We start from the raw sequence: 24,175 nt of genomic DNA on the forward strand, positions 1-24,175 counted from the left end.
CGTTTTGGGAGCCCTGGTACAGGCAGGCCGGGAACTCCCTCTTTTATTGCTCCTGGAGATGGATCTCCAACCGCCAACGGTCATCGACCTCCTCGCCTTTCCACGCCCCGCGCAATGGCCGAGCCGCCACCAGGTTCAGCAGCAAGCCACCATCGGTCTTGCGAATGCGCCAGTTCATGTCCTTGTCATTGACCTTGAGTTGCCCACTGGCGGCCTTGCCCTGGGCGTCGAACAGCAGCGCCACCGTGCCGTCGATGTGTTCGCCGTGCAGTTCAGGCTCGCGGTTGAACCACACCACCACGCCGTCCGTCACCGCCTCCAGTTGTTGCAGCTCCACGGGGTCGGGGATGGTCAGGCGGCCGATCATCAAGCCCACCATCAGGCCGACAATTGCCAAGGAGCCCATGACCTTGGGCAATAGCTTCGGCCTTGGGTCGTCTTCAGGGGTAGAATGCAGCGCATCTTTGCCTTCGGAGCCGTGCATGTTTCACGTCATCCTTTTTCAACCAGAAATTCCGCCGAATACCGGCAACGTTATCAGGCTGTGCGCCAACAGTGGCTGCCACCTGCACTTGATCGAGCCCTTGGGCTTTGACATGGACGACAAGCGCCTGCGCCGCGCCGGGCTCGACTACCACGAGTACGCCACGCTCAAGCGCCACGCCGACCTGGCCAGTTGCCTGGAAAGCCTGGGCCACCCGCGCCTGTTCGCCTTCACCACCAAGGGTTCGCGGCCGTTCCATGATGCCAGCTTTGCCGAGGGCGACGCCTTCCTGTTCGGCCCCGAGAGCCGCGGACTGCCGGCCGAAGTGCTCGACGCCCTGCCCGATGGGCATCGCCTGCGTTTGCCCATGCGCGAGGGTTGTCGCAGCCTGAACCTGTCCAACACCGTGGCCGTCGCCGTCTACGAAGGCTGGCGCCAACTCGGTTTCAAATAACGCACATAGCAAAATGTGGAAGGGGGCTTGCGCCCGATGACGGGTTGCCAGCCGACACTGACGTGACTGGTACACCGCTATCGGGAGCGAGCCCCCTCCCACATTTTTTACCGCATCGACTTACTGAACCGTCGACGAACCTTCCTGTTGCATGCGCTGCAGCTCTTGCGCGTACAGGGCATCGAAGTTCACCGGCGCCAGCATCAATGCCGGGAACGAGCCACGGGTGACCAGGCTGTCCAGGGTCTCACGAGCATACGGGAACAGGATGTTCGGGCAGAACGCGCCCAGGGTGTGGCTCATGGAGGCTTCGTCCAGGCCCTGGATCAGGAAGATACCGGCCTGTTGTACTTCAGCGATGAAGGCCACTTCTTCGCCATTCTTGACGGTGACCGACAGGGTCAGCACCACTTCGTGGAAGTCGCCTTCCAGGGCTTTTTGGCGGGTGTTCAGGTCCAGCGCAACGCTTGGGGTCCATTCCTGGCGGAAGATGGCCGGGCTTTTCGGCGCTTCGAACGACAGGTCACGCACATAGATGCGCTGCAGCGAGAACTGTGGGCCTTGGTCTTGCGCTGCTTCGGTGTTCTGTTGATCAGTCATCGCAGATCCTTCTTTATCTTGGGGTCTTTAAGGGGTTAGGCGGACAGCAGCGCATCCAGTTTACCGGCGCGCTCCAGGGCGAACAGGTCATCGCAACCACCGATATGCCGAGTGCCGATCCAGATCTGCGGCACCGACGTGCGGCCAGCCTTCTGGGCCATTTCGGCGCGCACCTGGGGTTTGCCGTCGACCTTGATCTCTTCGAAGGCAACGCCCTTTTTCTCAAGCAGGGCCTTGGCCCGCATGCAGTAAGGGCACCAATCGCTGGAATACACGACGACCTGGCTCATATCACTTCACCAGCGGCAGGTTATCGGCGCGCCAGCTGCTGACACCACCGGACAGCTTGGCGGCGGTGAAACCGGCCTTGAGCATTTCGCGGGCGTGGGTGCCGGCGTGCTGGCCCTGGGCGTCGACCAGGATGATGGTCTTGGCCTTGTGCTTTTCCAGCTCGGGCAAGCGCGCGATCAGCTTGTCCTGGGGAATGTTCAGCGCACCGACGATATGGCCGGTGGCGAAATCCTTGGCGGGGCGGATGTCCACGACAATGGCCTCATCCTTGTTGACCAGCGCGGTCAGCTCCGATGTGCTCAGGCTGCGGCCACCACGGCTCATCTCGTGAGCGATCAGCAGCGCCAGCAGGATGACGAAGGCACCCACGAGCAGATAGTGGGCAGTGGCAAATGCAATCAGGTGATCAACCATCAAGGAGGTTCCAGGGCGTTAAAATGGCGGTAAGTATACACAGCCGTCAGGGGGGGCCAACCCCCGTAAAGCGGTGACGTGGTCGGAACTTCGCTTTAAACTGCCACTCCCTTTTCAATTGCCTTCCTTTATTACCGCCGCGAGAGGATCTATGACTACTACGCCTAAACCTTTGGTCCTGATAATTCTCGATGGCTTCGGACACAGTGAAAGCCACCACGACAACGCGGTCTACGCGGCGCGCAAGCCGGTACTGGACCGTTTGACGGCCACCGTGCCCAACGGGCTGATCTCAGGTTCCGGCATGGACGTAGGCCTGCCGGACGGCCAGATGGGCAACTCGGAAGTCGGCCATATGAACCTCGGCGCCGGACGAGTGGTGTATCAAGACTTCACCCGCGTGACCAAAGCGATCCGCGATGGCGAGTTCTTCGAGAACCCGACCATTTGCGCGGCGGTGGATAAAGCCGTGGCCGCCGGCAAGGCCGTGCACTTCATGGGCCTGCTGTCGGACGGCGGCGTACACAGTCACCAGGACCATCTGGTGGCCATGGCCGAACTGGCTTTCAAGCGCGGTGCCGATAAAATTTACCTGCACGCCTTTCTCGATGGCCGCGACACGCCGCCCAAAAGCGCGCAATCGTCCATCGAACTGCTCGACGCGACCTTCGCCGCCCTGGGCAAAGGCCGCATCGCCAGCATCGTGGGCCGCTACTTCGCAATGGACCGCGACAACCGCTGGGACCGCGTATCCCAAGCCTACAACCTGATCGTCGACGGCCAGGCCGAATTCAACGCCGCTACCGCCCAGGAAGGCCTGGAAGCCGCCTATGCCCGCGGCGAGAGCGATGAATTCGTCAAGGCGACCACCATCGGCGAGCCGGTAAGAGTCGAAGACGGCGACGCCGTGGTGTTCATGAACTTCCGCGCCGACCGTGCCCGCGAGCTGAGCCGCGTGTTTGTCGAAGACGGCTTCAAGGAGTTCGAGCGCGCGCGCCAGCCAAAAGTCCAATACGTAGGCCTGACCCAATATGCCGCCAGCATCCCGGCGCCTGCCGCGTTCGCAGCCGGCAGCCTGGACAACGTGCTGGGCGATTACCTGGCGAAAAACGGCAAGACCCAACTGCGCATCGCCGAAACCGAAAAATACGCCCACGTGACCTTCTTCTTCTCAGGCGGGCGTGAAGAACCGTTCCCGGGCGAAGAACGCATCCTGATCCCGTCGCCAAAAGTCGCCACCTACGATTTGCAGCCGGAAATGAGCGCCCCGGAGGTTACCGACAAGATCGTCGATGCCATTGAGCACCAGCGTTATGACGTGATCGTGGTCAACTACGCCAACGGCGACATGGTCGGCCACAGCGGCAACCTGGAAGCCGCGATCAAGGCCGTGGAGTGCCTGGACCTGTGCGTCGGCCGCATCGCCGACGCCCTGGAAAAAGTCGGCGGCGAAGCGCTGATCACCGCTGACCATGGCAACTGCGAGCAGATGTCCGACGAATCCACAGGCCAGGCCCACACCGCCCACACCACCGAGCCGGTGCCGTTCATCTATGTCGGCAAGCGCGATTTCAAAGTGCGTGACGGCGGCGTGCTGGCGGATGTGGCGCCGACCATGTTGATGCTGATGGGGTTGGAGAAGCCGGTGGAAATGACGGGTACTTCGATTCTGGTCTAAATCCAAAACACACCATAAAACAGTGTGGGAGGGGGCTTGCTCCCGATGGCAGTGTGTCAGTCACTGATGAAGTTGACTGATCAGCCGCTATGGGGGCAAGCCCTCTCCCACACTGGAGCTCAGTGTTTGATAGATGTCTTTTTGCCATACCTGCGCCACTCGGCACCTAACTTGCCCGCCAGCCCCAATTGGGCGTTTTTTTTGCCGCGCTTGGCGGGCATACTAGGCCGTCCCTTTCCCTGGTGTCGCCCGCCTCTATGCTTCGCGCCTTGATTACCCTTGCTCTTGTCTGCCTGCTTCAACCGGCGTTTGCCGATGAGCGCGCACAAACCCAACAACAGTTGGACGCTACGCGTCAGGACATTACCGAGCTGAAAAAACTGCTCGGCAAGCTCCAGGAAGAAAAATCCGGGGTGCAGAAAGACCTGCGCGGCACGGAAACCGAAATGGGCAAGCTGGAGAAGCAGGTCCAGGAGCTGCAAAAAGAACTAAAGAAGAGCGAGTCGGAACTGGAGCGACTCGACGCTGAGAAAAAAAAACTCCAGAGCGCACGCGTTGAACAGCAACGCCTGATCGCGATCCAGGCCCGCGCCGCCTACCAGAGCGGCCGCCAGGAATACCTCAAGCTGCTGCTCAACCAGCAGAACCCAGAAAAATTCGCGCGCACCCTGACCTACTACGACTACCTGAGCAAGGCCCGTCTGGAGCAACTCAAAAGCTTCAACGAGACGCTGCGCCAGTTGGTCAATGTCGAGCAGGAGATCGCCAACCAGCAATCGCAGTTGCAGGACCAGAAAAGCGCCCTCGACACCCAGCGCGACGAACTCGACAAGGTCCGCAAGGAACGTCAGCTGGCCCTGGCCAAGCTCAACGATGACGTAAAAGCCCGCGACGCCAAGCTCCAGGCCCGCGAGCAGGACCAGGCCGACCTGGCCAAAGTGCTCAAGACCATCGAAGAAACCCTGGCGCGCCAGGCACGTGAGGCAGAAGAAGCGCGACAAAAAGCGCTGATCGCCCAGCAGGAAGCCGAAAAAAAGCGCCAGCGTGAGGCCGAACTGGCAGCCACCACGGATGCTCCGGCACCGCGTAAACCGGCACATTCAGCCCCTGGCCCGCTGGTTTCCAGCGCTGGCGAGTCCTTCGGCGGCCCATTTGCTTCAGCGCGAGGCAAACTTCCATGGCCAGTTGATGGTCGATTGCTGGCACGCTTTGGGGAAACCCGTGGCGATGACACCCGCGCCAAGTGGGATGGGGTGATGATCAGCGCCTCCGCCGGCAGCCAGGTGCATGCCGTCCACGGTGGGCGCGTGGTATTTGCCGATTGGCTGCGGGGCGCCGGTTTGTTGGTGATTCTCGACCACGGTAATGGCTATTTGAGCCTTTATGGCCACAATCAGACATTGCTCAAGTCGGCAGGTGATGTTGTAAAAGCCGGTGAATCCATCTCCACTGTCGGTAACAGTGGCGGCCAGGACACCCCGGCGCTGTACTTCGCTATTCGTCAGCAGGGCCGCCCGAGCGACCCTGCACAATGGTGCAGATCCCAAGGATAGGGTCTCATCTACATTAGGAGTTCGTTCGACATGCTGCATTTGTCCCGCCTCACTTCGCTGGCCCTGACGATCGCCCTGGTGATCGGCGCGCCGCTGGCTTTTGCCGATCAGGCCGCCCCGGCTGCAGCCGCCTCTGCCGCGACCACCAAGGCACCGTTGCCGCTGGACGAACTGCGCACCTTTGCCGAGGTCATGGACCGGATCAAGGCAGCTTATGTCGAACCCGTAGACGACAAGACCCTGCTGGAAAATGCCATCAAGGGCATGCTCAGCAACCTCGACCCGCACTCCGCCTACCTGGGCCCGGAAGACTTCGCCGAGCTACAGGAAAGCACCAGCGGTGAATTCGGCGGCCTGGGCATTGAAGTCGGCGCCGAAGACGGCAACATCAAGGTCGTGTCGCCGATCGACGATACTCCGGCGTCGAAGGCCGGCATCCAGGCCGGTGACTTTATCGTCAAGATCAACGGCCAGCCGACCCGCGGCCAGACCATGACCGAAGCCGTCGACAAGATGCGCGGCAAGATCGGCCAGAAAATCACCCTGACCCTGGTGCGCGACGGCGGCAACCCGTTTGACGTGACGCTGACCCGCGCGACCATCGTGGTCAAGAGCGTGAAGAGCCAACTGCTGGAGTCGGGCTACGGCTACATCCGCATTACCCAGTTCCAGGTCAAGACCGGCGACGAAGTGGCCAAGGCCCTGGCCAAGCTGCGCAAGGACAACGGCAAGAAACTCAGCGGCCTGGTGCTTGACCTGCGTAACAACCCAGGCGGCGTACTGCAATCGGCGGTGGAAGTGGTTGACCATTTCATCACCAAAGGCCTGATCGTCTACACCAAGGGCCGTATCGCCAACTCCGAGCTACGCTTCTCGGCCACCGGCAACGACCTCAGCGAAAACGTGCCATTGGCGGTGCTGATCAACGGCGGCAGCGCCTCGGCCTCGGAAATCGTCGCCGGCGCACTGCAGGATCAAAAACGCGGCGTGCTGATGGGCACCACCAGCTTCGGCAAAGGCTCGGTGCAAACCGTGTTGCCGCTGAACAACGAGCGTGCGCTGAAGATCACCACCGCCTTGTACTACACGCCGAATGGCCGCTCGATCCAGGCCCAGGGCATCGTGCCGGACATCGAAGTACGCAAGGCCAAGATCACCAACGAGATCGACAGCGAATACTACAAAGAGGCGGACCTGCAAGGTCACCTGGGCAATGGCAACGGCGGCGCCGACCAGCCGACCGGCAGCGGCGCGAAAGCCAAGCCGATGCCGCAGGACGATGACTATCAGTTGGCCCAGGCGCTGAGCCTGCTCAAGGGCCTGAGCATCACGCGCAGCCGTTGATATGCGCGTTGCCCTGATCATCGCTGTGCTGTGCAGCCTGGCCGGAGTCGCCCACGCGACCCCGGCCGGCGAGCCTCATAAAGCCTACCTCACCTTGATCATCGACGACCTGGGGCAAAACCTGCCACGGGACCGGCGCGTGCTGGCCCTGCCCGGGCCTGTCACCACCGCGATCATGCCCGACACACCCCACGCCGCCGAATTCGCCCGCGAAGCCCACAAGGCCGGCAAGATCGTGATCCTGCACATGCCCATGGACCCGGCCACCGGGCCGTTCGCCTGGCACCCCGAGCTGTCTGTCGAAGACCTGGGCAAACGCCTGGACGCCGCCTTCACCGCGGTGCCCTACACCGCCGGCATCAACAACCACATGGGCAGCCGCATGACGGCACAACCGGCTGCCATGGCCTGGTTGATGGCCGAGCTGCAACGACGCCACAAATTCTTCGTCGACAGCCGCACCAGCGCACAAACCGTGGCCGCCGCCGAGGCACAGAAGATCGGCCTGGCCAGTGTCTCGCGAGATGTGTTCCTGGACGACGAACGTACCGAAGCGGCAATCACCACGCAGTTGCAGACGGCGATCAAGCTCGCCCACAAGCAGGGCTCGGCCGTGATGATCGGCCACCCCTACCCGCAAACCCTGGCGGTACTGGAGCGCGAGTTGCCCAAACTCAAGGCGCAGGGCGTGGAGTGGATTGATATCAAGCTGATGATCAGTGTGCGCAGCAATCAGGCCATGACCGCACACGGTAAAAATGGCGCGTATCGCTGACCAACCACTGTGGCGAGGGAGCTTGCTCCCGTTGGGCTGCGTAGCGGCCCCCAAGAATGTTGGGAGCGCTGCGTACTCCAGCGGGAGCAAGCGCCCTCACCACAGTGGTTCGCGTTTACAGGTAGTTAGCCATGATCTCGTCTACCCGGCCGTCCTTGCGTAACTCATCCAGCGCAGCCTGAAGCTTGGTCACCAATTCGTCCGGCACCTCTTTGTTCAACGCGAGGTAAAGCTCGGCACTGTTGAACCGCAACACCGTCCTGAGCCCCGTCACACCCACCTGCCGCGCCAGGTAACGCCCGGCAGGATCGCCCGTGGCCCACAAGTCGATCTGGCCATCCTGCAGCTTTTGCGCATTGTCCTGGTCGCGCAACACCACTATCGGGTTGAGGCCCTGTTTCTCCAGGCTCTCGGCGATGGCATCGCCCTTGTAGGCGCCGATCTTGTAGCCCCGCGCGTGCTCCAGGTCATCGAGCTTGAGCGTGCTGTCGGCCTTGGCCAGCAGCACCCAGTCATCCGGACCGATGGGGCCGACCCACTTGAACAGCGCTTCACGATCCGGCAGACGCGCCATCACGAATACGCCATAGCCGGGTTTCTCCAGGGCGAGCTTGTAGATTCGCTCCCAGGGGAAACGCAGGGTGAGGTTGTAGGAAATGCCGGCACGCTTGAAGGTCTCGCGCACGATGTCCACGGCGATGCCTTCGATATTCTCGTCCTTGGCGAAGTTCTTGCCGTTTTTTGCCATGTTGTAGGGCGGGAAATTTTCCGTCAGCAACACCAGGGTGGTGTCAGACGGTTCTTCGGCGTGGGCAGTACCGGCCATGAGCACGGAGGTACTGGCGAGGGCGAGCAGCAGCTGTTTGAACATGAAAAGTTACCGGAATCCATGGCAAGCGCAGAGAGTGCCGCGCACTTGCCATGGTGTCCAGCGGCGTTTAGCGCACGACGATACCGCGCGCCGCCATGTAGGCTTTTGCCTCGGGAACGGTGTATTCGCCAAAGTGGAAAATACTCGCCGCCAGCACCGCGCTGGCGTGGCCTTCGATGACACCATCGGCCAGGTGCTGCAGGTTACCGACACCCCCGGAGGCGATCACCGGAATGCCCAGCGCATCGCTGATAGCGCGGGTCACGCCCAGGTCGAAGCCGTTCTTCATGCCGTCCTGGTCCATGCTGGTCAGCAGGATTTCACCGGCGCCCAGGCCTTCCATCTTCATCGCCCACTCCACTGCGTCCAGGCCGGTGGGTTTGCGCCCGCCGTGGGTGAAGATTTCCCAGCGCGGGGTTTCACCCGGACCCGAGACTTTCTTGGCGTCGATGGCCACCACGATGCACTGCGAGCCGAAGTGCTGCGCGGCTTCGCCAACAAACTCCGGGTTGAATACAGCGGCCGTGTTGATCGAGACCTTGTCCGCGCCGGCATTGAGCAGGTTGCGGATGTCTTGCACGGTGCGCACGCCACCGCCCACGGTCAGCGGGATAAACACCTGGCTGGCCATGCGCTCGACGGTATGCAACGTGGTATCGCGGCCGTCGACGCTGGCGGTAATGTCGAGAAAGGTAATCTCGTCGGCGCCTTGCTCATCGTAGCGACGGGCGATTTCCACCGGATCGCCGGCGTCACGGATGTTCTCGAACTTGACGCCCTTGACCACGCGACCGTTGTCGACGTCCAGGCAAGGGATGATGCGTTTGGCCAGCGCCATGGTCAGTCCTCAGCCGTTGTAGGCATCGCAGTAAGCCTGGGCTTGCGCGACGTCCAGGGTACCTTCGTAGATCGCGCGGCCGGTGATGGCGCCGATGATGCCGGGTGCCTTGGCGTCCAGCAGCGACTTGATGTCGCCCAGGTTGTGGATGCCGCCGGAAGCGATCACCGGAATCTTCGTCGCCGCCGCCAGCGCAGCGGTGAACGGTACGTTGCAGCCCTGCATCATGCCGTCTTTGGCGATGTCGGTATAAACGATGGCGGACACGCCGTCGGCTTCGAACTGCCTGGCCAGGTCGATGACCTGCACGGTGCTGATTTCAGCCCAACCGTCGGTGGCGACGAAACCGTCTTTGGCGTCCAGGCCGACAATCACTTTGCCTGGGAATGTACGGCACGCCTCGGCGACAAAGGCAGGGTCTTTCACCGCCTTGGTGCCGATGATCACGTAGCTCACGCCCGCTTTCACATAGTGCTCGATGGTTTCCAGGGAGCGGATACCGCCGCCGATCTGGATCGGCAGGTTCGGGTAGCGCTTGGCAATCGCGGTGACCACTTCGCCATTGACCGGCTGGCCTTCGAAAGCGCCGTTCAGGTCCACCAGATGCAGGCGACGGCAGCCCCCTTCCACCCATTTGGCGGCCATGCTCACCGGGTCATCGGAGAACACCGTGGAATCTTCCATACGGCCCTGGCGCAGACGTACGCAGGCGCCGTCCTTGAGATCGATAGCGGGGATAATCAGCATCTGGCAAACCTTATTCGATATTCAGCAATGCTTGGAAAATCAGGGTTTCTCAAGCGACCACAGGTCGCTTTCGATGCTTTCGAACCTTTCTTTAAGGAGCGTCTGCGTATCGAAAATCGCCCTGTTGTAATAATGCGGCGCCACTTCGTGGGTGAACAGGTCGAGAATCTCCGCGACCTCGAACGAGCCCAACTTGAGTTCGAAGCGGTCTTCCATGAAACGCTTGATCTTGAGGGTAGCCTCACTCTCCTGTTCGGGGGTGAGGCGCAAGATCGGCTGCTTCGGTTTGCGGGCCATTTACCAGCGACCATCCCAGGCGGCGAAGTTCTGCAGTAATTGCAGGCCATGGGTATGGCTCTTCTCCGGGTGGAACTGCACGGCGAAGCGCGAACCGTCGGCCAGCGCGGCGGCAAAGTCGACGCCGTAGTGCCCGCCACCCACCACCTGGCGCGGATTACCGGCGGCGATGTAGTAGCTGTGTACGAAATAGAAGCGCGCCAGGTCCGGAATATCGTGCCACAGCGGATGGTCCACTGTCTGACTGACCTCGTTCCAGCCCATGTGCGGGACTTTCAGGTGTTCGCCGTCTTCATGCAGGTCCTTGCCGAAAAACTTCACCTGGCCCGGAAACAGGCCGATGCAGTCGACGCCGGCGTTCTCTTCACTGCTGTCGAGCAGGGCCTGCATGCCCACGCAGATACCGAGGAACGGGCGGTCCTGGCTGACTTCGCGCACCAGGCTGTCAAAGCCCAGGCGGCGGATCTCGGCCATGCAATCGCGAATCGCGCCAACGCCCGGGAATACCACGCGATCGGCTTCGCGAATCACCTTGGCATCGCTGGTGATCAGCACCTTGCCGGCACCTACGTGCTCGAGGGCCTTGGCCACCGAGTGCAGGTTACCCATGCCGTAATCGATAACCGCGACCGTCTGCATTACAGAACGCCCTTGGTCGAGGGCATTTGCCCGGCCATGCGGTCATCCAGCTCCACAGCCATGCGCAGGGCGCGGCCGAAAGCCTTGAACACGGTTTCGATCTGGTGGTGGGTGTTGGTGCCGCGCAGGTTGTCGATGTGCAGGCTGACGAGTGCGTGGTTGACGAAGCCCTGGAAGAATTCCTGGAACAGGTCGACGTCGAAGCCGCCCACGGTGGCGCGGGTGTAGGGCACGTGCATCTGCAGGCCTGGACGGCCGGAGAAGTCGATGACCACACGCGACAGCGCTTCGTCCAGCGGGACATAGGCGTGGCCGTAGCGACGGATGCCTTTTTTGTCGCCGATGGCCTTGGCAAATGCCTGGCCGAGGGTGATGCCCACGTCTTCCACCGTGTGGTGGTCGTCGATGTGCAGGTCGCCCTTGCTGACGATATCCAGGTCGATCAGCCCGTGACGGGCGATCTGGTCCAGCATGTGCTCAAGAAAAGGAACACCGATATCAAATCGGGCCTTTCCGGTGCCATCCAGGTTGATCGAGGCTTTGATCTGGGTTTCCAGAGTGTCGCGCTCGACGGACGCCTTACGTTCGGCCATCACCAGCTCCGCAAAATCATTGGGCGAAAAAGGCAGCCATTATAGGGGCGCGGGCGCTAAACAGAAACATCGAAGGGGATAAGACTGATGGAGTGTCGGGGATAGACATGTGCATACAGGTGGGACCGACTGATGAAAACTCCACACATCCAAGGTGGGAGGGGGGCAAGCCCCTCCCACTCTTGATGTCAGTGGAACAGTACCGCGGTCTTCTGCAGGGTCACCCACACACCCCACGCCAACGGAATACCCACCACCAGCCAGGCGGCAATCGCCAAAGGCTTGCTGCCGGCAGAGGCTTTCCACTCCAGCACGGTAGTGGCGTCAGCGCCTTTGTCATGGCCCAGCGCTTGCTCGGCGGCCAGTTCCGCATCGGTCATGAAGTACTTGTCGGCCACCGGGCGCACCAGCAGGTTGCAGATGAAACCCAGCACCAGCAGGCCGGCGAGGATGTACAAGGTGATGTCATAGGCCGCGGCGCGTTCGACGCCGATGCTCAATTGATATTCACGCAGGTAGTTCACCAGCACCGGGCCCAGCACACCCGCCGCGGCCCATGCGGTCAGCAGGCGGCCGTGGATCGCGCCCACCATCTGGGTACCGAACAGGTCGGCCAGGTAGGCCGGGACGGTCGCAAAACCACCGCCGTACATCGACAGGATGATGCAGAACGCCGCCACGAACAGCGCTACGTTGCCCAGGTGACCGAGGTTCGGGATCAGCGCGTACAGGGCAAAGCCCAGGGCGAAGAACACAAAGTAGGTGTTTTTACGCCCCAGATAGTCGGAGAACGACGCCCAGAAGAACCGGCCACCGATGTTGAACAGGCTCAACAGACCGGTGAACCCCGCCGCGATGGCAGCAATGGATGCAAGCTGCCCGGCGTCCAGTTGGCCGAACGGCACATCCACACCCAGCAGCTTGCCGCCGAACACTTCCTGCAGCAGCGGCGAAGCCATGCCGAGGATACCGATACCGGCCGACACGTTCAGACACAACACCAGCCAAACCAGGCGGAACTGCGGGGTTTTCCAGGCCACGTTCACGTGCACGTGACGGTGAGTGATCATCGCGTTGCTGGCTTTTTTCGCCGGCGCGCTCCAGCCCTCAGGCTTCCAGCCGGTCGGTGGCACGCGGTAGGACAGCGCGCCGCCGATCATGAACACGAAGTAGATCGCCGCCATCACCAGGAAGCTCTGCCATACGCCCACGCTGGTCGGCGAAGCGAAGTGCCCCATCAGCGCCGCAGCCAGGGGCGCGCCTACCATTGCGCCGCCGCCGAAGCCCATGATCGCCATGCCGGTGGCCATGCCGCGCTTGTCCGGAAACCACTTGATCAGGGTCGACACCGGCGAGATATAGCCCAGGCCCAGACCGATACCGCCGATCACGCCGGAGCCGATCCACATCAGCCAGATCTGGTGGGTATAGATCCCCAGCGCCGAGATCAGCAGGCCGCCGCACCAGCAAAGCGCCGACACAACACCGGCCTTGCGTGGTCCGGCATGTTCCAGCCAGCCGCCCCAGATCGCTGCCGAGCAGCCCAGGAAGATGAAGAACAGGGTGTAGATCCAGCCCAGCATGGAGATGGGCCAGTCGCATTGGGACGAAAAAACCTGCGCGATAAAACCCATGTCCGGCGCGCAGGCCACGGGCGCGGTGATACCCAGTGCCTTGGACAGCGGCAACCAGAACACCGAGAAACCGTAGGCCATGCCGATGCACAGATGGATGGCCAGGGCGGCCGGTGGAACCAGCCAGCGGTTGAACCCTGGCTTGGCGATAATGCGCTCCTTGGACAGGAACGCAGGCTGCTCGGCGGTGTGACCCGTCGCAGTGCTGGTGCTCATTGATGTTTCCCCCAGTTATTAGTCGTTGTTCGTCAGGCGCTCTCTCCCTCGGCCTTGCACGCAAAGCGTGGCCGTTTTTTTGAGTGAAACTCCATTTTGGCGCGACGATAGGTCGCAGAAGGCGGACGAACGCGCAGAGATTAGCATTTGAGAACGCCAAAAAAACCAAAATGCCATCACTTTTCCGGTTTTTTGTTTTTATTGACGTCAAATTCCCGTTCCGCCTGGCGTGGATACAATGTAACGATCGGTGAACTGACGAAGGCCGTCGGGCGTTATACTCTGCGGCTAATTTTTGAAATCGACATACAAGGACTCGCCCATGAAAGCGTTCGGCAAAATCCTGGGTCTGGTACTTCTCGGGCTGTTGCTGATCATCGTGGCTCTCGGCTTTGCCCTGACCCACCTGTTCGATCCCAACGACTACAAAGAAGAGATTCGCCAGATTGCCCGCGACAAGGCCCACATCGAGCTGACGCTCAATGGCGACATCGGCTGGAGCCTGTTCCCCTGGCTCGGCCTCGAGCTGCATGAAGCCAGCGTGGCCACCCTGACCGCCCCGACCCAACCTTTCGCAGACCTGCAAATGCTCGGCCTTTCAGTGCGCGTACTGCCACTGCTACGCCGCGAAGTGCAGATGAGCGACGTGCGCGTCGAAGGCCTGAACCTGCGCCTCACCCGCGACAAGCAGGGTCATGGCAACTGGGAAGACATCGGCAAGAACGTACCCGACGCCACGGCGGGTGCCCCCGCGCCAGCTCCTGCGGAACCGGTTGCTGAAACCAAGCCGGAAAAGCCCGCCCAGCCGATCCGCCTGGATATCGACAGCCTGACGATCAACAACGCCCGCATCGAATACAACGACGAGCAGACCGGCAAGCAGTTCAGCGCCGAAAGCATCCAGCTGAGCACAGGCGCCGTGCATGAAGGCGCAAGCATCCCGGTGAAACTCACCGCCTTCTTCGGCAGCAACCAGCCGGTCATGCGCGTCAAGACCGAGCTCAACGGCAACCTGCGCATCCAGCGTGCCCTCAAGCGTTACCAGTTCGAAGACATGCGCATCAGTGGTGAAGCCACCGGCGAGCCGCTGCAAGGCAAGACCGTCACCTTCTCCACCCAGGGCCAGTTGCTGGTGGACCAGGCGGCCAATATCGCCGAATGGACCAACATGAAGCTCTCGGCCAACCAACTGCGCGCATTGGGTGAACTGAAGGTCAACGACCTGGACAAGACCCCGCAGCTCAGCGGCGCCCTGTCCATTGCCCAGTTCGACCTGGCCAAGTTCCTCGACAGCATCGGCAGCCCATTGCCGCCGATGGCCGAGGGCAGCCTGAGCAAGGTCGAACTGGTCAGCCGCCTAAAGGGCACGCCGACCAGCGTGGCCCTGGAGGACCTGAACCTGAAACTCGACGGCAGCACCTTCACCGGCCGCGTGGCCGTGGACGACTTTGCCAAGCAGTCATTGCGCGTGCAGCTCAAGGGCGACACGTTCAACGCCGACAACTATCTGCCGGCGCAATCCGAATCCGCCAAGGGCGCAACCGCTGCGCGCCAGGCCGAAGTGCAGAACAGCGAAGCCGGCGCCATGGCGGCCGGCGGCACCACACCGCTGCCGGATGCACCGACCAAAAGCGCCTGGAGCACCGACAAGCTGCTACCGCTGGCGCACCTGCGCAAGCTGGACGTAGACGCCGATCTGGCCTTCGGCCAACTGACGCTGAGCAAACTGCCGATCCAGAATGCGGTGCTCAAAGCATCCGGCATCAATGGCCAGCTCAAGCTCGACACGCTCAGCGGCGGCCTCTACGACGGTACGTTCCAGGCCAACGGCACGCTCGATGTGCGCCAGGACGTACCGGTACTGGCGCTGCAAAGCCGCATCAGGCAAGTACCGATCGAGCGCATCCTGCAAGCCCAGGGGCAAACGCCGCCGGTCAAAGGCCAGGTCACGCTCGACAGCAACCTGACCGGCCGTGGCAATAGTCAAAAGGCACTGATCGACAGCCTCAACGGCACCGCCAGTTTTGCGATCAACAACGGCGTGTTGCTCAACGCCAACCTTGAGCAGCAACTGTGCACTGGCATCGCCATGCTCAACCGCAAGACCTTGAGCGGCGAACAGCGCGGCAAAGACACGCCATTCCAGGAGTTGAAGGGCAACCTGACGTTGCGCAACGGCGTGGCCAACAACCCCGACCTGAAAGTGCGCATCCCAGGGCTGGCGGTCAATGGCAACGGTGACGTCGACCTGCGCGTGCTGGGCATGGACTACCGCATCGGCATCATCGTCGAAGGCGACCAGCGCGAAGTGCCGGACCCGGCCTGTGAAGTGGGCGCCAACTTCCGCGACATCGAAGTACCGCTGCGCTGCCGCGGCCCGTTGGAGCTGGGCGCCAAGGCCTGCCGCCTGGATAAGGACGGCTTGAGCCAGGTGGCGCTCAAGGCCGCCGGCAACAAGCTCAGCGACAAGCTGGAAGAGAAGCTCGACAAGGTCAACCCACAGCTCAAAGATGCTTTGAAAGGCCTGTTCAAACGATGAGAAACGAGCAGTTTTCAACGGCGGTGCTGGACTGGTACGACCGCCATGGCCGCCACGACCTGCCTTGGCAACAGGGCATCACGCCTTATCGGGTGTGGGTGTCGGAGATCATGTTGCAACAGACCCAGGTCAGCACCGTGCTCAATTACTTCGACCGCTTCATGGCCTCGCTGCCAACGGTCGAAGCCCTGGCCGCCGCACCGGAAGACGAAGTGCTGCACCTATGGACCGGCCTGGGCTACTACACCCGGGCGCGCAACCTGCAAAAGACCGCAAAAATCATCGTGGCCGAATACGGCGGCGAGTTTCCCCGTGATGTGGAAAAGCTCACCGAATTACCCGGCATCGGCCTGTCCACCGCCGGCGCGATCGCCAGCCTGAGCATGGGCCTGCGCGCGCCGATCCTCGACGGCAACGTCAAGCGCGTACTGGCGCGCTTTACCGCGCAAGAAGGCTACCCAGGCGAGCCCAAGGTGGCCAAACAGCTGTGGGCCACCGCAGAACGCTTCACGCCCCATGATCGGGTCAACGCCTACACCCAGGCGATGATGGACATGGGCGCCACGCTCTGCACCCGCAGCAAACCCAGCTGCCTGCTGTGCCCGCTGGAAAAAGGCTGTGAAGCCCACATGCTCGGCCTGGAGACGCGCTACCCGATCCCCAAGCCGCGCAAGACCATCCCGCAGAAACGCACGCTGATGCCGATGCTGGCCAATGCCGACGGCGAGATCCTGCTTTATCGGCGCCCGTCCACGGGGCTGTGGGGCGGTTTGTGGAGCCTGCCCGAACTGGACGACCTGGCAGACCTCGATCACCTCGCCGACCAGCACGCGCTCGAACTGGGCAAGCACCAGGAGCTGCCGGGGCTGATCCATACCTTCAGCCACTTCCAACTGGCCATCGAACCCTGGCTGGTGCGGGTCGAGGAAACCGCCCTTCACGTGGCCGAGGCCGACTGGCTCTGGTATAACCTCGCCACCCCGCCGCGCCTGGGCCTTGCCGCCCCGGTGAAAAAACTGCTGAAGCGCGCGGCCGATGTATTGAACGCAGGAGTTTCGCCATGACCCGCACCGTAATGTGCCGCAAGTACAAAGAAGAACTGGAAGGACTGGAACGCCCTCCGTACCCGGGCGCCAAGGGCCAGGACATTTACGACAACGTCTCTGCCAAAGCCTGGGGCGACTGGTTGAAACACCAGACCCTGCTGATCAACGAAAAACGCCTGAACATGATGAACGCCGAAGATCGTAAATACCTGGCAGGCGAGATGGACAAGTTCTTTTCCGGCGAGGATTACGCCCAAGCCGAAGGCTACGTGCCACCTGCTCAATAATTGATCAAAAACCGGGGTCGGCACGTAAGCGACGGTAATAATTAAATATTTTTTGAAAACTTGCTTGACGACCCCCTGAAAAACCCGTTTAATGCGCCCCGTTGCCCAGATAGCTCAGTCGGTAGAGCAGGGGATTGAAAATCCCCGTGTCGGCGGTTCGATTCCGTCTCTGGGCACCACCTTTCGTTTTCAGGTGATGCCAAGCACACCTGAAAGCACACAAGAAACCCGCCTAGTGCGGGTTTTTTGTTGTCCGGGATTTGACTTGTCCAAGCGGCGATTTTGAGATAATGAATTCACTTCCCATCCTCTCGTGCCTTATGCCGCAAGGGCTGCGGCATAGGCTTTTTGAGATAACGCTCCGCGCAGTTAGAGATACTCATCGCTTACTCAAGCAAAAACACCATCAGCGGATTGTCGTTCAACCGCCCTTCAAAACTTGGCACCAGATGCTCAACGGGCGTGCCCTTCAACAGCGCGGTCTCCTTGCGCGCCACAATCACCCAGGCCGGCCGCGGCACAGCGTCCAATCGCTCAAGCTGGTTGCCGCCGACAAACAGCGGCTGCTCATCATGGTCCAGGTTCATCATGTAGCGCACCGCCCAGGTATCGCGACCGAGGTTGATAAACACCAGGGGCCCCGGCTGTGCCTGGCGCAACGTCTCCACCTGGCTGACAAAGGTGCGGGTGTCGAACTGTAGATCCTTGGCCGGCTCGACCACGCTCACCAGCAGCAGCCATTGCGCCACCAATGCGATCAAGCTGAGCCACACCAGCCGCCCCGCCCGGTGCCAGGCAATCAACGCCAACACTTGCAACACCACCAGTACGCCAATCAACAACGGCAGCGAAACGTCCGGCCAGTAACCGTGCTTTTGCCACCCGTGCCGACACACAAACACCACAACCACGCACAACGCCGGCAGCGCCGCGACAAGGCCCTCGTAGCAGCGACGCACGCCCACGAGCCAGCCTTGCGCTTGCAGCAGCCCATAGGCGGCGACAGCGGCAAACAGCGGCACCATCGGCAGGATGTAATAAGCGCGCTTGAAGTGTGGCACCGACAGACCGAGCAAGATCATCAAGCCGCAGGCGCCAAGCCTGACCACCCGTTGCACATCGTCATCGCTGTGTCGCACGGACCAGCGATGGCGCAAGGCAACCAGCGTGGCCAGTGCCAGGGGCACCACGGGGAAATAGCGATACAGACTCAACTGAAAGTAAAAGTAGAAGGGCTCGCCGCTTTCATCCAGGCGCCCGCCGACCTGCATCTTGAACACCTCATCGGCAAACGCCTCGCCGCCGCTGATGCGCGCCAGCTTCACCAACAACCACCAACACGCCGCCAGCAACACCAGGCCGACGACACCGTGGATCAGCACCTGCCTGACTCGCTCCCCCGGCTTGCCCAGCGCCCAATACACGCACACCACGCCGCAGACCTCGATCAACCCCAACGGCCCGCGTATCGCAAAGCCGAGGATGAACAGCGGGAACACCGCCAACCGCCGGAGCCGCGAACCCAGGCGCTCACCACTGTGCAGCAGGTAGAAACTGCCGACACACAGCAACGCCACCATCTGGTCCAGGCATACCGAACGCGACTTTTCCAGCAGTTGAGTGGTGAGCAGGGTCAGCAACACAGTGAACAGCGCCCACTGCCGACTTGACGGGACCAGCAGGCGATACATCAATGCGACGACCCCGGCGGACGCCAGGGCGGTGGGCAGCACGTTCGCCAGATGGTTGGGCGCGCCGAACAGGCGGGCACATATAAAACTGAGGAAGGTCGCGGTGCCAGGGTAGTCCGCGTAAGGCTGCCCATAGGTGGTGGGGAAAAGACTCGCGCCATGGCGAAACATTTCCTGCATGAACAGCGCCCAGCGCCCGTCAAATCCCTGGGGCTGCTGATCCCAGATGCCCAAGGTAAACAGCAACAAGGCAAACAGGAAAATGCCCAGGGATTCGAGGCGAAAACGGTTGTGGTGACCCATCGATTGACCTGCCAGGTGGAGAACGCCGACGTATGTTGCCGACCACGTCCCTGAACAGCGCCTGAACAGGCTTGAACATTTACCGGTTCAGCGTTTTAAGGGCCACACCACTACCGGGATCAGGCGGATGTAGATCAATTCGGCCACCAGCTCGACCAGGGTTTGCAGGATCACCGCCGTCGCCGCCAGCCCGCGCACGTCTTCGGGCAGCGCCAGCGCCAAGGGCAACACCACCAGCGAGTTGCGTGTCGATGCACTGAACGTCACCGCACGCGCCGTGGGCGCCGGCAACGCAAACAGTCGCGCAGCCAGCATTCCCACCAATGGCGCCAGCAGCACAAAGGCCACATAAATCGGGATCACCGGCATCAGTAAGCCGATATCACGCACCACCGAGGTGATTTGGGAGCCGATGACCACGAACAGCACCAGCGCCATCGCGGGCACGGGTAACCAGGCCCACGCGTCATTCCAGGCATTGATAACCGTCGAGCGTCGTGCCAGAGCAGTGGTCAGCACCGCGAGCACCATCGGCAGCAAAATCAGCGCCACGAATGCCTCGATAAACGGCCCCGCCTGCACCACTACCTGCGACTGCGTCCCCAGCATCAAACCCAGGTACACCGGCAACAACGCCAACTGCAGCAACAACAGCAACGGCGTGGCCGCCAGCATTAATCGCGAGTCGCCCTTACCGATGTGAGTGAACACCACCACGTAGTCGATGCACGGCGTCAGCAACACCAGCAACGCCCCCACCAGCAACGCCGGGCGAGCCACCAGGCCACGGGTCAATACCCACACCAGCACCGGCACCAGAATGAAATTGGCGAGCAACAACGCCGACAGGAAGCGCTTGTTGCTCAAGCCTGTACGCAGGTCCAGAAAGGGAATTTGCAGGAACATCGCGTACATCAGTATCGCAATGGCGGGCGTGATCCATACGCTGAGAGTGTGAACCGATAAAGGCGCGAGCAGGCCAACGACGGCAGCCAGGAGGACGGTGACGAAGTAGAGGGGGATCTGGTGGTGTTCGAGGGTGTCGCGGGTCATGGAGTGGGCTCTGGCGTATCGCAAAAGTGCGAGGCTATGTGCCTACTGACTTAAGGTCGAGCGAAATAGTCGACGAAGCCAGAAGGATCTCCCGGAGTTCAGCCCGCGCCTCGGGCCGCCAAACAACTTGCATCACGCTCTTTACGCTTGGATTCGATCAGCGCGCGCATCTCAGCCATAACCTGATCATGCGGAATACTCGGACGAGGATCATCAATTGAAGCCTGCACCTTGGCCCTAAATCAACGGTCGTAGCTTGCGGCCTGCTCTTCTGTTTCAAATTCCGAAACGATAGGAGAAAGTGGGATGCTCATAGAGACCTCCGTAATGGATGCCTGCCAGTCTAATCTGTCCATGGTTTGCTGTCGTTTCTCTCAGATGTAAGGTTTTGCCAAAGCCGTGCGCCGGAACGATCCACGGCCCGCCAACGAGTGGCGCGAGCGTCGAAGGTTAATGACCCTGCCAAAGCCCGGACAAGTGCTGGCAAACCGCTTAACTGGTACTAAAAATAAAACCAAAACACAGGGCTGCGTGTGACGAAACACACCCGCAACCCTTGGGATTTGCCCCAACCTGCGCTTCAATACCCCACCCAGATCCTTCACCCCAGGACGCAAGCCCATGGCCTCGCCGAACAAGCAGCAAAAACGTGCCCAACGGGCCAAGACCAAGGCCAAGCAGAACCGCACCCAACGCGCCGTTGCGCCCAAACCGGATGCCTTCGCGGGCGATGACAGCCGCATTGATCTTGAGTCGGTGGATTTGACCGAGCTGTTCGTGGAGATGCGCGCCGCGGGTGAGATCAGCCAACAGGCGTTGTGCGCGGCATTCCTGGCCCACCCGCTGCTGGCGCTGGTGCTGGAACAGGAAGGCGAAGAAGAAGCCACCGACTTTATCCTGGCGGCGCTGATCGAGTATCGGCAATGGGCCACGGACAGTGATGATGAAGCGGCGGCGCTGGCGTGGATTGAATCGCCAGCGTTCCAGGCGGACTACGTGGCGGCGTCCCAGGCACTGACCAACTCGCCAGACTGATGCAAAACAAATTGTGGGAGGGGCAAGTCGAATCGTCGCACCGCCCCTCCCACATTTTTACCGCATTTCGTCAGTTGAGTACCGCAGCCCCCGCTCGCTGCGCCTTGCGGCGACTCGACACAAACAGCCCCGCCATCACCACCAGCAAGCTCAAGATCCCCGTCGCAATGATCTCGACCCGGTGCGCTTCCTGGAACAGCATGAAGGTCAACGTCCCCACGATGAACACCATCACCGCGTAGGTCAGGCCGGGGAACAGCCACATCTTGAAGACGATCTTCTCGCCCGCCGCCGTACGCTTCTGGCGCATGCGCAGTTGCGATACGGCGATCACCAGGTACACCAGCAACGCAATGGCGCCGGAGCTGGCCAGCAGGAATTCGAACACCGCCGCCGGTGCCACGTAGTTGGCAAACACGGCCAGGAACGCCGCGCCGGTGGACAGCATCACCGCCCAATACGGCGTGCCGCTTTTATTGGTGCGCTTGGCCACAGCGGGTGCATCACCACGACGGCCAAGGGAGAACAGCATGCGCGACGCGGTGTACAGCGCCGAGTTCAGGCAGCTGGTCACAGCAACCAACACCACCAGGTCGACGATCAGCTTGGCGTTCGGGATGCCCATGCGTTCCAGCACGGTCTGGTAGGAACCTACCGCCGCCAGGGTCGGATCGTTCCACGGCACCAGGGACACGACGATGAAGATCGACAGCAGGTAGAACAAGCCAATCCGCCAGATCACCGAGTTGGTGGCCTTGGTGATTTGCTGACCCGGGTTCTTCGATTCGGCCGCGGCGATGGTGACGATCTCGGTACCCATGAACGAGAACATGGTGGTCAGGATCGCCGCCAATACCGCACCCATGCCGTTCGGCATAAAGCCCTGGGTGTCAAACAGGTGCGACACGCCACTGACCTGGCTGGTGGGCAAAAAGCCGAAAATCGCCGCCAGGCCGAGGATCACAAAGCCCACGATCGCAACGACTTTAATCAGCGCAAACCAGAACTCGAACTCACCGTAGTTCTTCACGCTGAACAGGTTGGTCGCCGTCAACAGCAGGGTGATGACCAGCGTGAACGCCCAGATCGCCACATCCGGGAACCAGGCATGCAGGATGGTCGCGGCGGCGTTGGCCTCCAAGGGAATCACCAGCACCCAGAACCACCAGTACAGCCAGCCAATGGTAAAACCGGCCCAGTGACCGATCGCACGGTCGGCGTAAGTGGAGAACGAACCGGTGTCCGGCGACGCCACGGCCATTTCGGCCAACATGCGCATGACCAAGACCACCAGCGTCCCCGCAGCGGCATAAGCCAGCAGCACGGCAGGGCCGGCGGCGGCAATCGCGTGGCCGGAGCCGACAAACAAGCCGGCACCGATAACGCCGGCAATCGAGAGCATGGTGACATGACGCGGTTTGAGCCCCTGTTCGAGGTCATTGGAGCTTTGCGTACTACTCATTGACACACCTTTGCGAGGAATTGCGAAAACGGTCCACCCTGCGTGGAACCCTCATCGTGAAAAGAAACCAACAGGGCGTTCTTTATTTTTTACGCAAGTTTTGCGCCAAAATGTTACAAACTCCCAATTGACGAGGCTTGTAGGACATTTCAGCAGTCATCGCAAGTCATTGAGAACAATGGCATTCTGCTATTTCGTTACCGGGCGACCCACATTCAACACGCACAAGCGCACCATAAACACACACAAAGCGTGCGCGACGCCCCACAAAAGGGCCGATAGGTACCGTTTGCCCGTTTAACCCTTCCAACACCCGGCCAAAGCTGGCACCATCGCGCCCTTTTTTACGCGAAGCCTGCGGTTTCTCGGGTTCAAACGGTTGTTCGGTTGTTGATGGCGCGACACCCTGCTGTGTCGATGCGACACCCCGCCGCACACCGTCTGTTTACCGTCCGCGGCGCTGTTGGTGTCATCCGGACGCTATGCTAGCTTGGCGCCTCGCCAGGAAGGCGCCCCAACAGCGCAGATCGCAACGAACACAAGAGGTACGCACATGGCCGAGGCCACGCCCGCGCTTGAAATCCGCAACTTGCATAAACGCTATGGTGAGCTGGAGGTACTCAAGGGTATCTCGCTGACCGCTCGCGACGGCGATGTGATCTCGATCCTGGGTTCCTCCGGTTCCGGCAAGTCCACGTTCCTGCGCTGCATCAACCTGCTGGAAAACCCGCACCAGGGCGAGATCCTGGTGGCCGGCGAAGCGCTCAAGCTCAAGGCCGCGAAAAACGGCGAGCTGATGGCCGCCGACGGCAAGCAGATCAACCGCCTGCGCAGCGAAATCGGTTTTGTGTTTCAAAACTTTAACCTGTGGCCGCACATGAGCATCCTCGACAACATCATCGAGGCCCCTCGCCGTGTGCTCGGCCAGAGCAAGGCCGAGGCGATAGAAGTGGCCGAAGCCCTGCTGGCCAAGGTCGGCATCGCCGACAAGCGCCACGCCTATCCCGCTCAACTGTCCGGTGGGCAGCAGCAACGCGCGGCCATCGCGCGCACCCTGGCGATGCAACCCAAGGTCATCCTGTTCGACGAACCGACTTCAGCCCTTGACCCCGAAATGGTCCAGGAAGTACTTAATGTGATCCGCGCGCTGGCCGAAGAAGGCCGCACCATGCTGCTGGTCACTCACGAAATGGGCTTTGCCCGCCAGGTGTCCAGTGAAGTGGTGTTCCTTCACCAAGGCCTGGTCGAGGAGCAAGGATCGCCACAGCAGGTGTTTGAAAACCCGCTTTCGGCGCGCTGCAAACAATTCATGTCCAGCAACCGCTAACGGA

General features: G+C 61.1%; 24 protein-coding genes, 1 tRNA gene and 1 pseudogene. 11 read left to right on the forward strand and 15 right to left on the reverse strand.

Features of this window, described 5'->3' with window-relative positions; all coding sequences use genetic code 11:
- Positions 1–43: 43 nt before the first annotated feature.
- Positions 44–484, reverse strand: coding sequence for a hypothetical protein (locus V6M90_RS01605; protein ID WP_332845979.1), 441 nt, complete (start codon positions 482–484; stop codon positions 44–46).
- On the opposite strand from V6M90_RS01605, the gene V6M90_RS01610 reads away from it, so the two are divergent.
- On the forward strand, positions 483–938 hold the full coding sequence (locus V6M90_RS01610; protein WP_003171120.1) for a tRNA (cytidine(34)-2'-O)-methyltransferase: 456 nt from the start codon (positions 483–485) through the stop codon (positions 936–938). The two genes, V6M90_RS01605 and V6M90_RS01610, sit on opposite strands and share 2 nt — an antisense overlap.
- Positions 939–1,058: 120 nt before the next feature.
- On the opposite strand, the gene secB is transcribed toward V6M90_RS01610, so the two are convergent.
- Genes secB through V6M90_RS01625 form a run of 3 tightly spaced genes read right to left on the reverse strand, consistent with a single transcriptional unit; the run spans position 1,059 to position 2,243 of the window.
- Complete coding sequence (gene secB / locus V6M90_RS01615) at positions 1,059–1,538, reverse strand: protein-export chaperone SecB (RefSeq protein WP_003171119.1); 480 nt, start codon at positions 1,536–1,538, stop codon at positions 1,059–1,061.
- A 35-nt stretch (positions 1,539–1,573) separates the two neighbouring features.
- Positions 1,574–1,828 (reverse strand): glutaredoxin 3, encoded by a 255-nt coding sequence (grxC, locus tag V6M90_RS01620; protein ID WP_003171118.1) that lies wholly within the window; start codon positions 1,826–1,828, stop codon positions 1,574–1,576.
- 1 nt (position 1,829) lies between these two features.
- On the reverse strand, positions 1,830–2,243 hold the full coding sequence (locus V6M90_RS01625) for a rhodanese-like domain-containing protein (protein ID WP_003171117.1): 414 nt from the start codon (positions 2,241–2,243) through the stop codon (positions 1,830–1,832).
- A gap of 151 nt (positions 2,244–2,394) precedes the next feature.
- On the opposite strand from V6M90_RS01625, the gene gpmI reads away from it, so the two are divergent.
- The 4 genes from gpmI to V6M90_RS01645 all read left to right on the forward strand — a co-directional run bounded on the left by gpmI (position 2,395) and on the right by V6M90_RS01645 (position 7,593).
- Entirely contained in the window at positions 2,395–3,921 is a 1,527-nt protein-coding gene (gpmI, locus tag V6M90_RS01630; protein WP_003171115.1) for a 2,3-bisphosphoglycerate-independent phosphoglycerate mutase, read from the forward strand.
- Between the two features lie 257 nt (positions 3,922–4,178).
- Entirely contained in the window at positions 4,179–5,474 is a 1,296-nt protein-coding gene (locus V6M90_RS01635; RefSeq protein WP_017529552.1) for a murein hydrolase activator EnvC family protein, read from the forward strand.
- A gap of 30 nt (positions 5,475–5,504) precedes the next feature.
- On the forward strand, positions 5,505–6,818 hold the full coding sequence (locus V6M90_RS01640; RefSeq protein WP_003171110.1) for a S41 family peptidase: 1,314 nt from the start codon (positions 5,505–5,507) through the stop codon (positions 6,816–6,818).
- 1 nt (position 6,819) lies between these two features.
- Positions 6,820–7,593: a divergent polysaccharide deacetylase family protein gene (locus V6M90_RS01645; RefSeq protein WP_003171109.1), complete on the forward strand. Its 774-nt coding sequence runs from the start codon at positions 6,820–6,822 to the stop codon at positions 7,591–7,593.
- A 115-nt stretch (positions 7,594–7,708) separates the two neighbouring features.
- Here the strand turns inward: V6M90_RS01645 and V6M90_RS01650 are convergent, their stop codons facing one another.
- From V6M90_RS01650 to V6M90_RS01680, 7 genes are all read right to left on the reverse strand, one after another.
- Complete coding sequence (locus V6M90_RS01650) at positions 7,709–8,464, reverse strand: substrate-binding periplasmic protein (protein ID WP_141063108.1); 756 nt, start codon at positions 8,462–8,464, stop codon at positions 7,709–7,711.
- Positions 8,465–8,531: 67 nt separating this feature from the next.
- Complete coding sequence (gene hisF / locus V6M90_RS01655) at positions 8,532–9,302, reverse strand: imidazole glycerol phosphate synthase subunit HisF (protein WP_003171107.1); 771 nt, start codon at positions 9,300–9,302, stop codon at positions 8,532–8,534.
- A gap of 9 nt (positions 9,303–9,311) precedes the next feature.
- Positions 9,312–10,049, reverse strand: coding sequence for a 1-(5-phosphoribosyl)-5-[(5-phosphoribosylamino)methylideneamino]imidazole-4-carboxamide isomerase (gene hisA, locus V6M90_RS01660; RefSeq protein ID WP_332845980.1), 738 nt, complete (start codon positions 10,047–10,049; stop codon positions 9,312–9,314).
- Positions 10,050–10,088: 39 nt separating this feature from the next.
- Positions 10,089–10,346, reverse strand: coding sequence for a DUF2164 domain-containing protein (locus V6M90_RS01665; protein ID WP_003171105.1), 258 nt, complete (start codon positions 10,344–10,346; stop codon positions 10,089–10,091).
- Positions 10,347–10,985, reverse strand: a complete 639-nt coding sequence (gene hisH / locus V6M90_RS01670) for an imidazole glycerol phosphate synthase subunit HisH (protein ID WP_003171104.1) — start codon at positions 10,983–10,985, stop codon at positions 10,347–10,349.
- Entirely contained in the window at positions 10,985–11,578 is a 594-nt protein-coding gene (gene hisB / locus V6M90_RS01675) for an imidazoleglycerol-phosphate dehydratase HisB (protein WP_003218037.1), read from the reverse strand. Before hisB ends, hisH begins: the two co-directional genes overlap by 1 nt.
- A gap of 188 nt (positions 11,579–11,766) precedes the next feature.
- The gene (locus tag V6M90_RS01680; RefSeq protein WP_003171102.1) at positions 11,767–13,428 is read right to left on the reverse strand and encodes an OFA family MFS transporter; all 1,662 of its coding nucleotides are present in this window, start codon (positions 13,426–13,428) and stop codon (positions 11,767–11,769) included.
- 322 nt (positions 13,429–13,750) lie between these two features.
- On the opposite strand from V6M90_RS01680, the gene V6M90_RS01685 reads away from it, so the two are divergent.
- The 4 genes from V6M90_RS01685 to V6M90_RS01700 all read left to right on the forward strand — a co-directional run bounded on the left by V6M90_RS01685 (position 13,751) and on the right by V6M90_RS01700 (position 17,479).
- Positions 13,751–15,967, forward strand: coding sequence for an AsmA family protein (locus tag V6M90_RS01685; protein WP_332845981.1), 2,217 nt, complete (start codon positions 13,751–13,753; stop codon positions 15,965–15,967).
- The gene (mutY, locus tag V6M90_RS01690; RefSeq protein WP_141063110.1) at positions 15,964–17,031 is read left to right on the forward strand and encodes an A/G-specific adenine glycosylase; all 1,068 of its coding nucleotides are present in this window, start codon (positions 15,964–15,966) and stop codon (positions 17,029–17,031) included. The genes V6M90_RS01685 and mutY overlap by 4 nt, the downstream gene beginning before the upstream one ends.
- Entirely contained in the window at positions 17,028–17,300 is a 273-nt protein-coding gene (locus tag V6M90_RS01695; protein ID WP_003171098.1) for an oxidative damage protection protein, read from the forward strand. The genes mutY and V6M90_RS01695 overlap by 4 nt, the downstream gene beginning before the upstream one ends.
- 103 nt (positions 17,301–17,403) lie before the next feature.
- Positions 17,404–17,479, forward strand: a tRNA-Phe gene (locus tag V6M90_RS01700).
- A 207-nt stretch (positions 17,480–17,686) separates the two neighbouring features.
- Here the strand turns inward: V6M90_RS01700 and V6M90_RS01705 are convergent.
- From V6M90_RS01705 to relB, 3 genes and pseudogenes are all read right to left on the reverse strand, one after another.
- A complete protein-coding gene (locus V6M90_RS01705) occupies positions 17,687–19,294 on the reverse strand; it encodes an ArnT family glycosyltransferase (protein ID WP_332845982.1) in 1,608 nt (535 codons plus the stop codon).
- Positions 19,295–19,381: 87 nt separating this feature from the next.
- Positions 19,382–20,347 (reverse strand): arsenic resistance protein, encoded by a 966-nt coding sequence (locus V6M90_RS01710; protein ID WP_332845983.1) that lies wholly within the window; start codon positions 20,345–20,347, stop codon positions 19,382–19,384.
- Between the two features lie 98 nt (positions 20,348–20,445).
- Positions 20,446–20,661 (reverse strand): annotated as a pseudogene (relB, locus tag V6M90_RS01715) (type II toxin-antitoxin system RelB family antitoxin).
- A 307-nt stretch (positions 20,662–20,968) separates the two neighbouring features.
- On the opposite strand from relB, the gene V6M90_RS01720 reads away from it, so the two are divergent.
- Positions 20,969–21,382, forward strand: a complete 414-nt coding sequence (locus tag V6M90_RS01720) for a hypothetical protein (protein ID WP_141063114.1) — start codon at positions 20,969–20,971, stop codon at positions 21,380–21,382.
- 70 nt (positions 21,383–21,452) lie between these two features.
- On the opposite strand, the gene gabP is transcribed toward V6M90_RS01720, so the two are convergent.
- Positions 21,453–22,844, reverse strand: a complete 1,392-nt coding sequence (gabP, locus tag V6M90_RS01725; protein ID WP_141063115.1) for a GABA permease — start codon at positions 22,842–22,844, stop codon at positions 21,453–21,455.
- 553 nt (positions 22,845–23,397) lie between these two features.
- Between gabP and V6M90_RS01730 the strand changes: the two genes are divergently transcribed.
- A complete protein-coding gene (locus V6M90_RS01730; RefSeq protein ID WP_003171092.1) occupies positions 23,398–24,171 on the forward strand; it encodes an ABC transporter ATP-binding protein in 774 nt (257 codons plus the stop codon).
- The last annotated feature ends 4 nt before the right edge of the window (positions 24,172–24,175 follow it).

Source organism: Pseudomonas lactucae (assembly GCF_036688725.1).
Taxonomy (GTDB): Bacteria; Pseudomonadota; Gammaproteobacteria; order Pseudomonadales; family Pseudomonadaceae; genus Aquipseudomonas; species Aquipseudomonas lactucae.

Bases quoted from the DNA above. Each gene is read 5' to 3' on its own strand.
- gpmI (WP_003171115.1), top strand. From the start codon at position 2,395: ATGACTACTACGCCTAAACCTTTGGTCCTGATAATTCTCGATGGCTTC.
- V6M90_RS01625 (WP_003171117.1), bottom strand. From the start codon at position 2,243: ATGGTTGATCACCTGATTGCATTTGCCACTGCCCACTATCTGCTCGTG.
- hisB (WP_003218037.1), bottom strand. From the start codon at position 11,578: ATGGCCGAACGTAAGGCGTCCGTCGAGCGCGACACTCTGGAAACCCAG.
- gabP (WP_141063115.1), bottom strand. From the start codon at position 22,844: ATGAGTAGTACGCAAAGCTCCAATGACCTCGAACAGGGGCTCAAACCG.
- V6M90_RS01695 (WP_003171098.1), top strand. From the start codon at position 17,028: ATGACCCGCACCGTAATGTGCCGCAAGTACAAAGAAGAACTGGAAGGA.
- secB (WP_003171119.1), bottom strand. From the start codon at position 1,538: ATGACTGATCAACAGAACACCGAAGCAGCGCAAGACCAAGGCCCACAG.
- V6M90_RS01720 (WP_141063114.1), top strand. From the start codon at position 20,969: ATGGCCTCGCCGAACAAGCAGCAAAAACGTGCCCAACGGGCCAAGACC.
- V6M90_RS01665 (WP_003171105.1), bottom strand. From the start codon at position 10,346: ATGGCCCGCAAACCGAAGCAGCCGATCTTGCGCCTCACCCCCGAACAG.
- V6M90_RS01680 (WP_003171102.1), bottom strand. From the start codon at position 13,428: ATGAGCACCAGCACTGCGACGGGTCACACCGCCGAGCAGCCTGCGTTC.
- hisF (WP_003171107.1), bottom strand. From the start codon at position 9,302: ATGGCGCTGGCCAAACGCATCATCCCTTGCCTGGACGTCGACAACGGT.
- mutY (WP_141063110.1), top strand. From the start codon at position 15,964: ATGAGAAACGAGCAGTTTTCAACGGCGGTGCTGGACTGGTACGACCGC.
- V6M90_RS01710 (WP_332845983.1), bottom strand. From the start codon at position 20,347: ATGACCCGCGACACCCTCGAACACCACCAGATCCCCCTCTACTTCGTC.
- V6M90_RS01605 (WP_332845979.1), bottom strand. From the start codon at position 484: ATGCACGGCTCCGAAGGCAAAGATGCGCTGCATTCTACCCCTGAAGAC.
- V6M90_RS01685 (WP_332845981.1), top strand. From the start codon at position 13,751: ATGAAAGCGTTCGGCAAAATCCTGGGTCTGGTACTTCTCGGGCTGTTG.
- V6M90_RS01645 (WP_003171109.1), top strand. From the start codon at position 6,820: ATGCGCGTTGCCCTGATCATCGCTGTGCTGTGCAGCCTGGCCGGAGTC.
- V6M90_RS01705 (WP_332845982.1), bottom strand. From the start codon at position 19,294: ATGGGTCACCACAACCGTTTTCGCCTCGAATCCCTGGGCATTTTCCTG.
- V6M90_RS01640 (WP_003171110.1), top strand. From the start codon at position 5,505: ATGCTGCATTTGTCCCGCCTCACTTCGCTGGCCCTGACGATCGCCCTG.
- V6M90_RS01730 (WP_003171092.1), top strand. From the start codon at position 23,398: ATGGCCGAGGCCACGCCCGCGCTTGAAATCCGCAACTTGCATAAACGC.
- hisA (WP_332845980.1), bottom strand. From the start codon at position 10,049: ATGCTGATTATCCCCGCTATCGATCTCAAGGACGGCGCCTGCGTACGT.
- V6M90_RS01650 (WP_141063108.1), bottom strand. From the start codon at position 8,464: ATGTTCAAACAGCTGCTGCTCGCCCTCGCCAGTACCTCCGTGCTCATG.
- hisH (WP_003171104.1), bottom strand. From the start codon at position 10,985: ATGCAGACGGTCGCGGTTATCGATTACGGCATGGGTAACCTGCACTCG.
- V6M90_RS01610 (WP_003171120.1), top strand. From the start codon at position 483: ATGTTTCACGTCATCCTTTTTCAACCAGAAATTCCGCCGAATACCGGC.
- V6M90_RS01635 (WP_017529552.1), top strand. From the start codon at position 4,179: ATGCTTCGCGCCTTGATTACCCTTGCTCTTGTCTGCCTGCTTCAACCG.
- grxC (WP_003171118.1), bottom strand. From the start codon at position 1,828: ATGAGCCAGGTCGTCGTGTATTCCAGCGATTGGTGCCCTTACTGCATG.